Annotated in this window: 12 protein-coding genes and 1 pseudogene; 5 read left to right on the top strand and 8 right to left on the bottom strand. The window is 66.9% G+C overall.

The window, feature by feature from the left end; translation table 11 throughout:
- Positions 1-191: 191 nt before the first annotated feature.
- Positions 192-1334 (bottom strand): hypothetical protein, encoded by a 1143-nt coding sequence (locus tag ACH4RC_RS41875; protein WP_398210270.1) that lies wholly within the window; start codon positions 1332-1334, stop codon positions 192-194.
- Positions 1335-1499: 165 nt separating this feature from the next.
- Here ACH4RC_RS41875 and ACH4RC_RS41870 point away from each other — a divergent pair, with 165 nt between their 5' ends.
- From ACH4RC_RS41870 to ACH4RC_RS41860, 3 genes are all read left to right on the top strand, one after another.
- Positions 1500-2132 (top strand): hypothetical protein, encoded by a 633-nt coding sequence (locus ACH4RC_RS41870; protein WP_398210272.1) that lies wholly within the window; start codon positions 1500-1502, stop codon positions 2130-2132.
- Positions 2133-2500: 368 nt separating this feature from the next.
- Complete coding sequence (locus tag ACH4RC_RS41865; protein WP_398210267.1) at positions 2501-2776, top strand: hypothetical protein; 276 nt, start codon at positions 2501-2503, stop codon at positions 2774-2776.
- A gap of 123 nt (positions 2777-2899) precedes the next feature.
- A complete protein-coding gene (locus ACH4RC_RS41860; RefSeq protein WP_398210265.1) occupies positions 2900-3580 on the top strand; it encodes a hypothetical protein in 681 nt (226 codons plus the stop codon).
- Between the two features lie 10 nt (positions 3581-3590).
- Here ACH4RC_RS41860 and ACH4RC_RS41855 read toward each other — a convergent pair whose 3' ends face one another.
- The 7 genes from ACH4RC_RS41855 to ACH4RC_RS41825 all read right to left on the bottom strand — a co-directional run bounded on the left by ACH4RC_RS41855 (position 3591) and on the right by ACH4RC_RS41825 (position 12076).
- On the bottom strand, positions 3591-3806 hold the full coding sequence (locus ACH4RC_RS41855) for a hypothetical protein (protein ID WP_398210263.1): 216 nt from the start codon (positions 3804-3806) through the stop codon (positions 3591-3593).
- A gap of 320 nt (positions 3807-4126) precedes the next feature.
- Positions 4127-4648 (bottom strand): hypothetical protein, encoded by a 522-nt coding sequence (locus tag ACH4RC_RS41850; protein ID WP_398210260.1) that lies wholly within the window; start codon positions 4646-4648, stop codon positions 4127-4129.
- Positions 4649-4710: 62 nt separating this feature from the next.
- A complete protein-coding gene (locus ACH4RC_RS41845; protein ID WP_398210257.1) occupies positions 4711-7179 on the bottom strand; it encodes a site-specific integrase in 2469 nt (822 codons plus the stop codon).
- The gene (locus ACH4RC_RS41840; protein WP_398210255.1) at positions 7176-7529 is read right to left on the bottom strand and encodes a helix-turn-helix domain-containing protein; all 354 of its coding nucleotides are present in this window, start codon (positions 7527-7529) and stop codon (positions 7176-7178) included. The genes ACH4RC_RS41845 and ACH4RC_RS41840 overlap by 4 nt, the downstream gene beginning before the upstream one ends.
- Positions 7530-7545: 16 nt before the next feature.
- Complete coding sequence (locus tag ACH4RC_RS41835) at positions 7546-8649, bottom strand: tyrosine-type recombinase/integrase (protein ID WP_398210253.1); 1104 nt, start codon at positions 8647-8649, stop codon at positions 7546-7548.
- Between the two features lie 65 nt (positions 8650-8714).
- Positions 8715-10841, bottom strand: coding sequence for a tyrosine-type recombinase/integrase (locus ACH4RC_RS41830; RefSeq protein ID WP_398210250.1), 2127 nt, complete (start codon positions 10839-10841; stop codon positions 8715-8717).
- On the bottom strand, positions 10838-12076 hold the full coding sequence (locus tag ACH4RC_RS41825; RefSeq protein WP_398210247.1) for a tyrosine-type recombinase/integrase: 1239 nt from the start codon (positions 12074-12076) through the stop codon (positions 10838-10840). Before ACH4RC_RS41825 ends, ACH4RC_RS41830 begins: the two co-directional genes overlap by 4 nt.
- Between ACH4RC_RS41825 and ACH4RC_RS41820 the strand changes: the two genes are divergently transcribed.
- Entirely contained in the window at positions 12052-12909 is an 858-nt protein-coding gene (locus tag ACH4RC_RS41820) for a Mu transposase domain-containing protein (protein ID WP_398210244.1), read from the top strand. The genes ACH4RC_RS41825 and ACH4RC_RS41820 overlap by 25 nt on opposite strands.
- Positions 12903-13025: pseudogene (locus ACH4RC_RS41815) on the top strand (AAA family ATPase); the annotation flags it as partial. The gene ACH4RC_RS41820 and the pseudogene ACH4RC_RS41815, both read left to right, overlap by 7 nt.
- Positions 13026-13313 lie beyond the last annotated feature (288 nt).

Raw genomic sequence — 13313 nt, 5'->3', positions numbered from 1 at the left:
CCTCCACCCCAACACGGTAGAAGCAAGCCGTCGCCCCGGCACCACCGATCAGCGTCTTCCCAGGTCAGTCATCCCTCGAGAGGATCCACACCCAACAGAATTCGCGCACCTCTTAACCGCAGTTGCCGGCGTACATCTGTATGTGCTCAGGGAGGTGCAACGAAAGGACTCTGCCGCTGATCTTGTGACGGTCAGCCATCGAAGCGGGTCCAGTCGACAGGGAGGTCGGCCAGCGGGTCCAGGGCGCTTCGGTGGGTGGCGCCGACCCAGACATCGAATTCTTCGCCGCCCTCGCTGCTGACACGCACGACGAGGCCGGGGGCCACGTAGAAGTGGGTGAGTGCCCAGGGCCAGAAGGGACGCAGGGGCACAAGGTGCAGTGCTTGGGTGAGTTGCTCGACCTGTGGTGCCGTGAGTCTGTTGGGCAGGGCCAGGTAGTCGGCGCCCATGGAAGCCTCGAAGAGGGAGAACTGGATCAGGAAGCCGCTGAGCGGTTCCTGTTCGGCGATCGGCTCCTCGTCGAATTCACGGAACCAGACAGTCGGATCGGCCTCAGGTCCGTCAAGCGTCCACAGGAGTGACCAGAAGAAGCCTCCTTGGTTCTCGACGCCGAAGACGAGCATCTCCCCGAGATGGTCGGTGTGCAGGTCTGGCTCGGGCAGGATGCTGTTCTGGGTTCCGAGGGCACCCGGACGCTGCTGCGCGAGCCGGTATAGCTGCCTCAGTCCACCAGGCAGGCGTGAGGGAGAGCAGGATGGTGATTCGGTGGCGCCTGCGGCGGGGTACCAGCCGGTGACGAACTGTTCCAGCGCTGCCGCACGGTCACCGTTCACATGCCTGAGCCACCCCAGGCCCGGCAAGTCCACGGGTGGAAGTGGTGGGCGCACTCGGTTGAGGAGTTCTCTGCTCAAGGGTGCTTCAAGGCGCAATTTACAGTCGGTGAGAACGCCGTCAGCTGTGCCGGCCTGGCTCACCTGGGCGGTGCCCAGGTACAGGACCTCTTCTCCGAGGCGGACCGCGATGTGGATCGGCAACGAGCTTTCGTCCACGCCCCAGGGCGACCCCATCAGCCGCTCTGTGACTGGTGCCGGTGCGGGCCCGATCAGACGGACCTCCTCAGCGCTCCACACACCGCTCCTGGCGGGTGCGTCACTCGCTTCCGTGATGATCACCATCCCCGCCGGGCCCATGACGACGCCGGCACCCCCCACCATGAAGCGCCTGGCTGTCACCGAGCCGCCGACGAGCACGGGTACGCGCTCCCCATCGAACACCAGCGCCGGAATCACGGCGGGACCCTGATCAGTCATCCCCGCATCATCCTCGACCACCACCGGGCATCCCTAATGCCCGCCGACTGCGGCCGTCACAAGATCAGCGCCAGAGCCACGGAAGATGCCAAGCCTCCAGCCCTCTGCAGGCTTGTTGGTGCGTGAGTGCTCGGCGTAATCGGGAGGCGATATGGGCCGGGGATGCGGAACACTTCCCAGGTGATCGTGATGCAGCCCGTCCTGGAGATCTATCCCCCTGATGACTTTGCCCTCTGGCCCGTCGCCGAGATCGAGTCGTTCAGCTACCTGCCACTCAGCGGTGAGCTCGCCCCCGCCGAGGTCGGCACAGCGGTGATGCGCATCGCCGGCTGCAACGACATCGACCCTGAACATGACGACCGGCCGCCTCGGCCCACCGACCCGCTCGGATCGTTTCTGCACGGACTGCTGACCTTCGACAACCTCTTCGCGGCCGGTGGCATACGGGTCACGGACAGCTCCACAGGCGTCACCTTCCTACCCGGCTGCTGCAATGGGCTGGAGGACTGGCGTGACTGGCGCGAGGTCGTCGACGGCAGCGGCCGAGCCTTCTTCGGCCACGACCCCGATCCATTCGCCGAGCGCCTCGCCGACACCGTCCGGCTGACCGTCGACGCCGAGCAGAGCGACAGCCCGGTGATCGAGCTGTCCGTCACCGAACTCCACCACCTGCTCGACAACGCCGAGCATGACTTGACCAACTTCCTTGCATTGGCCACTGACTGGGTGTCTCGGTACCTACCCGACCACTTCACCCCCGTAACCGCTGCCCTCGCGCGCGTACTCGCCCTGCCTGCACCAGCCGTACCGCCAAAGCCGTAGGTCGCCGGCCCCCACTCCGCCGATCAACTGATGGCCGACCCCGGCACAGTCGTCGTGTACGACGCAGTGAGCATGTTCGCATGTACCCAGCTGTGCTTCGACGAGCACTCCGACAGCAGGCCCATGCAAGCCAAGTTCCCAGAGCCATCCGTAGGTTCATCCGGAGCACCCTTCAGAATCCGTGAACTCACGGGGGATCGGCATCGAGGCGTTCTACTGCCGGCCGGGCATCGAGGGTGCCCACGAGAAGGGCGGCGTCGAGGGACAGATCGGCTACTTCCGCCGCAACCACTTCGTCCCGGTGCCTTCTCTGAACTTGCGGGTTGGGGCCCCTCGACCGCCTTCAGGACCTCGATAGAGTCGGAGTGATGACTGGGAACCGAGGCCGTTGGCCGAAGATCGATGAGGAGCGCGGCGTCGAGGACGTGACACTCCTGATCCTGGAGTGGCTGGGCGAACAGGGTGTGAGCGCCATGATCAGGATGGACGCCGAAAGGCTGGCTGACAACGCGCCGGCCTGGACGTTCGCCGCCAGCGGCGGGCCGTTGGCGCATAGGATGCGAGCTGACGGGAGGACTGTCCAGCAGTGCGTGTCCGTCGCTCTGGCTCGTCTGCGCGACGCTGGTCTGTCCGTTCCATTTTGATCTTCCGCCGCCGTTTGGCTTCGGCCACGATTCTCTCTTCGTTGCTTCGGCCGTTCTTATGGGCTGGCTGGACCCGCCTTCTCGGAGCTGTCGAGGTTGAGACCTGGCAGTAGCGTCATGCTGGTGAATCTCAACCTCTTCAACGATGTGCCCGATGGCCTGACTCAACGAGCTCGATCGTTCGTCCGCGCGCACGGCGTCAAGGTTGACGTCGGGACCGTGGAGGAACACAGACAGTGGTGGCTTGAGAGAGACATCCCCGCGACGGTCATCGACCGGATGGCGGCCTTTCAAGAGCGATGGGGCGGCCTGGTCCTGCCACCTGCATTCGAGTACGACGGCGGCCCGAGATACTTCGCAGCGGATTCTCCCGAAGGCTCCGCGTCCGAAGGGTGGTGGTTCGAAGCAGGTATGCAGCGGACAGCGGTTCCCTACTCATTCATGATCGGGCCATCTGGTGAGTTTGGTATTCACGCTGGTCAGTGGTTGCCCCTCCATGCCACCGTCGAGGGCTGGGTCGAGTCGCTCGCACTGACCCACCACGCCTCCATGTGGGCAAAGAAGATCGTCAAGGTCACTGGCGACGAGGTCGACGGCATTGTGCTGGATGAGTTCGAGCCAGTGCACGAAGTGCTGGGGATGGCCGACACCTGGTGGCGAGGAGCCGACTCACTGGTGGCGATCGATTCAGGGGAGGCCGAGGCACTGTCTTTCCCGCGTGGTCGCACTGCGTTGATCTACTCCGGTCTGGATGAGTGGGGCCTGCGAGCCGGCGTCAAGGACGGTGGCAGCCGAGAAGGCTAGAAGCCCGTGACTACCCCTGATTTCGGGTGATGTGACGTCCCGCGACGTCGGGGAAGGTCGGCATGCCGAGGTGGATGGCGGCGGCGCGTTGGGTGATGAGGTTGTCGAGCTGGGCGAGTTTGGCGTTGGCCGAGGCGAGGCTGATCTTGAGCCCTTCTGCCTCGCCGGCCCAGCCCTCGCGTTCGGCCTCCGCGATCCGGTCGATGAGGTTGTCGCGGATGTCCACCAGTCGCGGCCGCTGGGCCGGGGCGGCCCGCAGAAGTGGGCATCGGATGCAGCTGTGCTCGTGGATGCAGCTGGTGCCGTAGGCTCGGCCGCAGTCGCCGAGAGCGACCTTGCGGTGTTCGAAGTGGCCGAGGAACTCCTCCCACTCCTCCTCGGTGGGGCTGCGGTATTCCTCGCTGGGCCGCAGGTCCCGGCGGCGGGCGATGAACGCCCGGTGTCCGTTGATGACTTCCTCGGGATAGACCGCTAACGGTGGAGTCGGGTATTGGAACTGCCTGAATGCCCCGGCTTGATGCGTCGGGGACGCTGACCGTTGCGGCGTCAGTCGTCAGCTGCGACGAGGAGGGTGAGTGTCGTTGTCGGGCGGTCGATAAGGACGAGTTCGTGGTAGTCGATGTGGATCGGGCCGTAGTCGTGGAAGGCGTCCTCGGGGAGTCGTCCCAGCAGGTATCTGCTGGTTGCCTTACGGATCGGGGTGTAGATCTCCTGCTGTAGGCGTGATGCGAGTGATTCCGGGATGTCTCCGTGCTGGTTGGCCCAGGAGTGGATGACAGCGACCGCCATCTCGGCATCGACGGTCTCGTAGGTGTCAGGGGCGATGCGGTCGAGCCACCACTGGCCATGCCGTGGCCAGTCTTGAACGCCGGCTCCGTCGTACGTGTCCCGAAATTGAGGATGCGCGATCAAGGCAGCCAGCACGTCTCGGTTGTCAAGCGTCTCGGACGACAGCTGGAAACGCTTGACAGCGATCCAGCGGTAACCGTGAGAGCCCTCGCCGAAGTCGAAGTCCCGGAAGTTGATGAAAGGGCTGTCCAGGTGGACGAGGGCGGGCAGTGGTTCCATGGTGGTCATCGTAGATCTCGAGGCCACTCAACCCCGTCGGTGATCGGCGGTCTGACCAGTGACTATTCCTGCCGGTGCCCACGTCCGGGACCGGTATTTCCGCTCGGATGCACGGCTCGTGAAGTCGTGCGTCGGCTGACCTCGGCTGCGTAGGCGGCCCAGTCGCCGGCGGCGGCGCGCTGCCATTTGACGGCGACGGTGATGTCGATGCCGAGGGTGCGGGCGAGGACCGCGGCGGGCAGTTCGGTAGCGAGCTGGAACAGCGCGGTCGAGCGGGCCTGGGCGAGCCGGATGCCGAGTTTGCGGAGTCGTTCGCCCATGGCCCAGGCACTGATCGGGCGGCCGGGCTGGCCTCCGGGAAAGAGCCAGGGCGAGTCTGTCCGGCCGAGGACGGCATGGCTGCGGCGAACCGCGACCTGTTGGAGGGCGAGTTCAGCGACGGGTGCGGGAAGCTCGACCGGGACGGCGCCGAGACGGATGCGGACGCCTCCGTCCGTTTCCTCGATGTGGTCGACGGTGAGCCGGGAGATCGCTGCGGGCCACTGGGCATAGAGGAGCAACAGCAGGCCGGCGAGGCGGTCTTCGTGCTTGAGAGTGCCGTCGTGCAGCAGACGTCGGGCGGTGGCCCAGCGGGCCTCGTCGTCCATCGGCTGGGAGGGGCCGTTCCATCGCTCGGCCGGGAAGGTGAGATCGCGGGCGATCTTCTGGGCCAGGGCCCAGCGCACGAAGTGGCCTGCCTCCTGGCGAAGACGGGCGTCGTCGCTGGTCGTCCAACGTTCGAGGTCGGCCTGCCGGCAGGTGGCAAGGGTCAAATTCTGGCCTTCGAGCCAGTTCAGGAGGTAGACGCCCGCCCGCAGGTATTGCCGCGCGACCTGGAGCTGGTAGTACGTGGTCTCCTTGCCGCGGCTGCGACGGCGAAGCCGGCGCAGGAGGTGCCAAGTCGCGTACCGGTGCAGGATTTTGCGTCCCTCGGCCGTCGCATGGGAGGTGATGAGGTCTTTGACGTGCCGTTCGAGACGGACCATCTGCTCGTCCCGCGTGGGCAGGGCGCCGCTGGCGACGAGGACGCTGCGGATGTGCTCGACGACCTTGCCTTCGGGGAGTTCGTCCAGGGCTTCGTGGGTGAGAGGGCGGTTGCCGGAGCCGAGGTCGGACAGAACGGTGGAGACGATGCCGCCGGAGAGCCAGCGCAGCCCGGTGGAGGCTCGTTCAGTGCTGGCCAGGGCGTCGTGGAGGGCTTGAAGCTTCGGGGGTATGGAGCCCGAGCCGTTGGTGAGGAGTTCGTGGAGCCGCTGCTTGAGCGTGCAGCGAGGGCACGGACCGGAGGATCGCAGGCGTTCTGCTTCCCCGCAGGTGGGACAGGGGCGCCAGAGCTCGGCGTCCGGCGCGGTGCAGGGGCCGCAGACGGGTTCTTCCAGGGTGCCGGAGTGGATGCCGCGGATGTGCCCGCAGCTGCTGCAGTGGGCTTGTCGCTGGTCACAGGCCCCGCACCGGGGTTGGCCTGTCAGGCGGGAGTGGGTGCCGGGTGCGGTGCGACCGCAGATGGAGCAGACCAGGATGGGCAGCGGCTTGCAGTTGGGGCAAAGGGGGCCGTCGGTCGTGCGGTTCTGGACTCGTCGTCGTTCGCCGCAGCCGATGCAGACCTCGGCGTTCGCAGGATCGGTGATCAGGCAATTCGGACACAGCGGTCGTCCCTGAGTATCGCGGGTGGCGGGCTCGCGGTGGGCGCCGCAGCGTACGCATTCTTCGACGCGGGACTTGGCGATGCAGTTGCGGCAGACCCGCTGCCCATCCAGCGGCTTGTGGAGGCGTACGACTCGGTGACAGAGGGGGCAGGCAGGCCGGACGATCCCCGTGACGTCGGAGTCATGAAGCACATTGATCAGCCGGACGATCGCGGGAGTGGGGGCAAGGTGCCCGTTGCCGGTCAGCAGGGAGGGGTCGGCTTCCAGAGCCCAGGCCAGTTTCTGCTGGTCGGCGGCTCGGGGCATCGTCCGGCGGATCGCGTCGGCGATGAGGCCGGCGTCCACGTGCGGATCCAGGTCGCAGATCACACTGTGGACAACGGCGAGGGGATCGCGACCGTCGGTGTCCGGGCACTTCGCGCATCGCGGCTGGCCGGACCGGTCCCGGGTGGAGATGCGACGGTTCTTCCCGCAAGCGGAGCAATCGACATAGACGGGTCCGCAGACTCCGCAGTACCAGTCATGGCCGCGGCGTTGGAGCGTACGCAGGTGTTTGCCGCACTCGGTGCAGACCGGCGGAGAGATCGCCTGGGCCCCGGCCTGGCGCAAGGCGATGAGCAGGTCACCGAGGGCCCGCGGCGCTGGGGATCGGCCGTCGCCCAGCAGTGTTGGGCGACGGTTCAGGGCGGCGGCGAGCGTGCGTGACTTGGCCCGTCCGCCTGCGACGGTGGTGACCACGGCGCGGATCGTCTCGGGTTCGAGTTCCTTCTCGACGTCGGCGACGAGGTCCGTGATCAGGCCGATCGGGTCCGCGACGACGCGGTCAAGCTGGTCAGCAGTGGTCACGACTGGTCACCGCCCCTGATCCTGGCCCGCTTTGGCCGCAGCCCGCCAAGTCCCTCTGAACCGGATGACGGGCCGCCACCGACGGCCGCCTTCTTCGGCTTCTTCACGGCCCCGGCCACCGCGATGGGCTCGATGAGGTCGTCCATGGTGCAGTCGAGGATGTCGAGCAGGGCCATGAGGATCTTCAGGCTCAGTCGCTCCGGTCGCTCGACGACGAGCCGGTAGACCTGGCTCGACGACAGGCTGATGCCGCGTTCGGCGAGCGGAGGGATGAGGTCGGTGGTGGAGAACATCCCGCGGTCGGCCATGACTTTGCGCAGGTGCCAGTGGTAGTCGAGCTTGGCGGCCATCGCCGGATCCCTCCTGTCAGGCCCCGGCGAATGCCGGCGCCAGTGCCTTGTGCAGGGAAGTGTTCATGAAGTCGTCGCTGACGTGCGTGTAGATGGCCAGGGAGCTGTCGCACTCGTGGCCGACCTGCTGCTGGATGAACCGCCGGTCCACCCCGTCCTCGGTCAGATGCGTGACGTACGAGTGGCGAAGTCCGTGCGGGGTCAACTCTTTGTGCAGCCCCAGGGCATCCCGGTATGCCTCGAAACGGTCGTTGATCGACCCGGGCTGAAGGCGGCCTCCACGCTCGGTGACCCACAGGGCCGGGTGGTCGGGAAACCCGAAGCGGGGCCGGACGTTCTCGACGTAATCGGCAACGGCTTCGACGGCCCAGTCCATCACCGAGAGCACGTTCCGCCGCCGCGGCTGCTGGCCCTTCTTGGCTTTGCCGAAGCGGACGTTGAGCGTGCCGTACCGGCCGAACTGCCGGGCCTGCGGGTTGCGTCCGAAGTCGACCACATCGAGCTTGGAGGTCTCGGTCCGCCGAAGTCCCCACCCGTAGATGACCTTGAAGAGCGTGGCGTCCCGGTAGGCGGCGAGGGCCCCTTTGCGCTTCGACTTCACAGCGCGGACGACCTGGTCGTCGGCGTAGTCGAGGAAACGCTGCAGCTCTTCCCTGGAGAACGGCCTCGCCTCCGGGTCGCCTTCGTAATCCTGCAGGTGAGGGAGGGTATTCCACTCATGACAGATCGCCACCGGAAAGGTGCCGAACGCTTCGTCACAGGCTGGACCCCAGCCGTATCGGGCGTCGACGAGGAGGTCGGTGAACAGCCGAACCGTGCCCTGGTAGCTGCGGATCGTGGACGGCGCCAGATGCTTCTCGCTCGTCAGGGTGGCCGACCACTCGTCCAGGTGGGCCGGCGTCCACTGCCACGGGTACTCGTTCGCGAACTCGAGGAAGCGGCGGATCAGTCGTTCCCTCGGGTCGATCGTCTCGTCCTTCAGCCCTCGCGACTTCTGCTGGGCCCGCCAACCCCTCAGCATCGCGTCGAACATCGCGTCCTCGGGCCGTAACTGGACCACCCCGGAGACGAGCTCCATACGAGCCGACCCCGCCAGGGTCACCTTCTGTTGATGCACCACTCCAGACCATCCCTTCTGGAGAGCAGATCATGCATCAGAAGGGACAACCTCGGCAACACTCCTGCTCAGGCTGCCAGTTCGTAGAGGCTGCAGAGTCCTTCTGTGTGCCGCTGTGACCACGCGACCTGCGGTTTCTCGCCCGTCTGATGCAATTCCCGAGGGTTCTTGTATCCCATGGTCGTGTTGATGTCGCGATGCCCGAGGATCAGCTGGGCGATGTGGGGCGGCATGCCGTTCATGACGGCGTCGGTCGTGAAGATTCTTCGGAAGTCGTGCGGAGCGAAGTGCAGCGGCCTGCCGGTCGCGTCGGTGAACCCGGTGGCGGCGAGTGCATCCTGGAGAAGGGTGCGGATGCCGTCGATGGGGATCGGCCGGTCCTCTAGTCCGATCTTGCGCTGGAACAGCAGCGGCATGGGCGGGTTCCAGACCTTCTCGTGGTGGTCGTAGGCGATCACGAGCGGGACGCCGCCATCGTCGGCGCGGACGCGGCAGATGATCGCCGAGAGTACGTCGGCGAGTTCCGGGGAGACGACCAGGAGTCGTTCTTCGTCGGTCTTGGACGGGGCGATCTGCAGCAGCGGGACGAGCTCGCCCGTGCTCGGCAGCCGGTATTGGACCAGGCTGTGGTGCGAGATCTCGCTCAGTTCCTCGATCCGGATGCCGGTCATGCGCAACACTTCGATTGCGGCCCAGCCCCAGAAGGAGTTGCTCTCCTCCCTCGCCAGGTTCCGGCGCCGACCGGTTGCGGGTTCTTCGGCCCAAAGGTGAGGCGAATGCCTCTTGAGGATCGCGCGCCGCAGCGTCTGTCCGCCGGCGGTGAACAGCTCGCCGGAGCAGACGCGTTCGGCGGCAGCCAGGCGAGCCGCCGCGGCTTTGCGGTTCCGGTCAACCGCTTCGAGCAGGGCCGGGAGGACGGGAAGTCGCTCGCGGGTGCGCTGGTCCATACGGGCCTTCTGCCGGGACTTCATCTTGCGGTGCTGGACGTCGTCGGCGCGGACCGGGCAGGGGACAGCCCACGGGCCCCAGCGGGCGGGTTCGTCGAGCGCCCACTGCGCCAGGTCCAGGTAGAAGGCGCGAACGGTCATCAGCGTGTCGGAGGCGGTGGCTCGTTCCACCTTGGATTCCACGACCTGTCCGTGCTCGTTGGTGCTGCGGACGGTCCGGGTCTGTAGGCGTCGCTTCCAGGCTGCGGCGACGTCCGGTGCGAGCCGGAGCGAGTCGATGCCGGGATGGTGCTTCTCGAGGTCCTTCCAGAACCACAGGGCCAGCGCGGTCGCCAGGCCAGTCAACGTGTTGTAGTCGACGCCGGGCTGACGTTCTCTCAGGTAGTCGACCAGCAGGTAGCGGACGGGGCGGCAGGCCAGGTCGTAGCGGTCGACGAGTTGCTCGGTGGTGAGCTGGCCGGGGAAGCGTGTGCTGAACATGCGGACCGAAGGCGGTGCGTCAACGGGGAAGGCGCCGAGAGAGTGCAGCAACTGATAGCAGAACGGGCTGTGCCGGGCGGACTTACCCGGTCCTGGGAAGATCTCTCTGCTGGTCTTGAACAGTTCCAGGCAGTCGCCGGGGGTGAGGTCGGCGACCATGCCGCCCTTCGCCGCCATGATGAGCGCGATCTTCTCGATCGCGGGCAGCACCGTGGAGTCGCCGACCGTGCTCGCGGTCCGCAGAGCCCGGAGCTTGGCGATGGCTTCTCCATCGCGGACGCGCTCCATCTCATTCGCGATCCGCAGGGGCGAGTTGGTGGCTATCAACCAGCCCAGATCCGGCCGCAGGACGTCGCCGCCGATCATCTGGACCAGGCCCATGCCAAGGATTTTGAAGATCCGTTCCCCGCGCGGGCCGAGGTTGTCGACGCTCTTCAGATCGTCGATGACGCGGGTCCGCCAGTCCACGCGCCCGTCGACCCCGACGCCGCTGGCGTCCCACCGCTCCTGCCACGTGCTGCCGGGCTGCATCTCCAGCCAGTCGAGCACCTTAAGCAGGGTCAGCTTCCGGTTGCAGCGCGTCTTGGAGTCGTGCCCCAAGAACGGCGGCGTGAGCATGCGGGTCACCACAGCGACTCGGGAGGCTCGGGTGGCGGGCCAGCTCTTCGGGTTGGCGCGGGGCGGGAACTTCCTCCAGAGGGCCTCGGCCTCCGCGCTGAGCTGCCAGGGCCGGGTGGCCACTGCTGCGGTGATGGCGCTGGTGGTCACGGCCGCCCCCGTCCAAACAGCACGTCCAGGCTCTCACGGCGGTAGTGCAGCGACGGCGCCGCTGGCTCCGCTTGCCTCTCCGCCTGACGGCGGTGGTGGGCCAGGACTCCTTCGATGACATCCTCGGCGGTGGGCGTGACATACCGTTGAGTCGTGGATAAACGGGCATGTCCGAGGACCCATTGGACGTCTGTGATCGGCATGAGCGGGTCGCGGGCCAGCCGGTAGGCCGCGGTGTGTCGAAGGTCGTGCAGCGACCAGTTCGACCCGAGTGTGGTGTTCGCGCGGACGAACATCGCCCGCGCGGCATGGTAGTTGAGTGCGCGAAACGGCCGTCGCAGCGTCCACCACAGCGGGACATCCGGGCCCGTGGGCACCAGCCCGTGCATCTGCTGCTGGTAGAGCCGCAGCCAGACGAACGCGTCCGGCGAGGCCGGCAGCTGCTGCATCGCGTGCGACCCTTTGCGTACCACCGTGACGAGCTGCCGCCCCGGTTCCGTGCCCGAGGACATGACGCCGAGCAGTTCTGAGGCTCTGGCCCCGGTCGAGATCCAGAAGGCGACCAGGGCCCGGTCCCGGTCCGAGGACAGCCTCGCGAACAACTCGTTGAAGACCTCATCGGGGATCTGCCGGGGGATCCGCTGAGGCTGCCGCGGCCGGAACAGCCCCGACCGCTGCGGGCACCACGGCTCCATCGGGTTGTGGTGCGCGTTCACCCGAGGCGCCCTGGCCAGCGGAAACGGGTTCACCAGAGGGCCGGTCCCGGCCTCCAAATGGTGGGCGTAGAAACTGCGGAGCACCGTCTCGCTGTGAGCGACCGTCGAGGAGGCGTAGGTCGTCCCGATCGGTCGCTTCCCGGTGATCGGGTTCACGGGCCGGTCTGTACCCGGTTGTGCACGTTGAGCTGTACGTCGGCGTCGGGGAGGCTTGGCGGTGATCTGGATCCACCGCGAGAAGTCGCGGGCCTCGATCCTGGTCGCCTCGTGCCATGGCATTTCGATCGCCCACAAGAAGCGGAACCACCGCAGCAGGTCCATGCCATAGGAGCGTTGCGTCGTCGCGGGCCGCCCCGCCGCCTGCAACTCGTGCAGATACGCGGTCACCGCACCCACCGGGAACCCCGCTGGATCAACCAACCGATACGGCTCCCATAGATCGCCGGCCTCCACGAGCGAGCCCACCCGAGGAACCACCAGCGAGCCCAATTCCCTTGGAACATCCTCACCTTCAGCCATGGCAGAGGACGGTAACCACCCCGCTTCCCACCTGTCCGAAGAACAAGGCGAGAGCGTCCCGTAGTTCAGTCAACACGCCCGAGGTCGCTTCGCTGGCGGAGCTGAACGAGCTGGTAGACCGGTGGGACCTTCAGGACGAGGACCGTCGGCTGCGTTCACGGAGCCGCACGATCGGCGAGTCCTTCGCCCACGAGCAGCCGCTGCTGCGGCCGCTGCCCACCGAGGTGTTCGAGACGGGGCGGTGGTTCACCCCGCGCGTCAACCGCTTCGGCCAGATCACCGTGCGCTCCAACACCTACTCGGTGCCGGTCCACTTCATCGGCCGCCAGCTGCGGGTCCTGCTGCACGCCAATGACCTGGTGGTCTACGAGGGCCGCACCGAGGTTGCCCGCCACGAGCGGCTCAGCGGCCGGGGCGGCTCCCGGCTCGTGCTCGATCACTACCTGCAGGCCCTGTTGCGCAAGCCCGGCGCTTTTCCGGGCTCTACTCCGCTGGAACAGGCCCGTTCCGCGGGCCGGTTCACCCCGGTCCATGACCGGTGGTGGGCAGCTGCCTGCGCGGCCCACGGGGACGCGGCCGGCACCCGGGCCCTGATCGCGGACGCGGTCGCCCTGGAGGCCCGCAAGGCCGCCGAGGGCGACACCGGCGACCTGCCCACCCCTGCTCCCGCCACCGCCCAGGCGGAAGGCCCTGCTGCGACGGTGACGTCCTTGACGGACTGGCGGCTGTCCCACTTGCCGCCGGACAACCGGCCGCTGCCGTCGGTGGCCCACTACGACCAGCTGTTGAACCGCCGCGGCCGCAGGGCCGGAAACGAGAAAGAAGGATCATGAGCCCACGCAAGCGCGGACTGACCGAAGAAGCCGCCGCCGCCTCGATCGACCAGGCATGCCGGATGCTGCGGCTGCCCTCCATCCGCCAGCAGTTCGGGGACCTGGCCGATGCCGCGGGTCTGTACGGTGAGTGGTGTAACTCCCTTACTGAAAGCGGCAGTTAATGACCGACGTGATGAGTGAGATCGAGGCCGGGAAGGCCGCTGCGAGTGGGGCGAACGCCGTCGACGACGGGCTGGTCGCCGAGCTGGTGGCCCGGCCCAGGCCGGCGGGGTGAAACTCACCGGGGAGGGCGGCCTGCTGCAGCAACTGACCAAGCGGGTGCTGGAGTCCGCGCTGGAGGGCGAACTCACCGATCACCTGGGGCACGAGCCCGGTGAGCGGGCCGAGGGCGGCCGGGAGAA

This window comes from Streptomyces sp. NPDC016845 (genome assembly GCF_044332585.1).
Lineage (GTDB): Bacteria > Actinomycetota > Actinomycetes > Streptomycetales > Streptomycetaceae > Streptomyces.
This window is presented reverse-complemented; position numbering and strand designations above follow the sequence as displayed.

Bases quoted from the DNA above. Each gene is read 5' to 3' on its own strand.
- ACH4RC_RS41870 (WP_398210272.1), top strand. From the start codon at position 1,500: ATGCAGCCCGTCCTGGAGATCTATCCCCCTGATGACTTTGCCCTCTGG.
- ACH4RC_RS41825 (WP_398210247.1), bottom strand. From the start codon at position 12,076: ATGGCTGAAGGTGAGGATGTTCCAAGGGAATTGGGCTCGCTGGTGGTT.
- ACH4RC_RS41865 (WP_398210267.1), top strand. From the start codon at position 2,501: ATGACTGGGAACCGAGGCCGTTGGCCGAAGATCGATGAGGAGCGCGGC.
- ACH4RC_RS41850 (WP_398210260.1), bottom strand. From the start codon at position 4,648: ATGGAACCACTGCCCGCCCTCGTCCACCTGGACAGCCCTTTCATCAAC.
- ACH4RC_RS41840 (WP_398210255.1), bottom strand. From the start codon at position 7,529: ATGGCCGCCAAGCTCGACTACCACTGGCACCTGCGCAAAGTCATGGCC.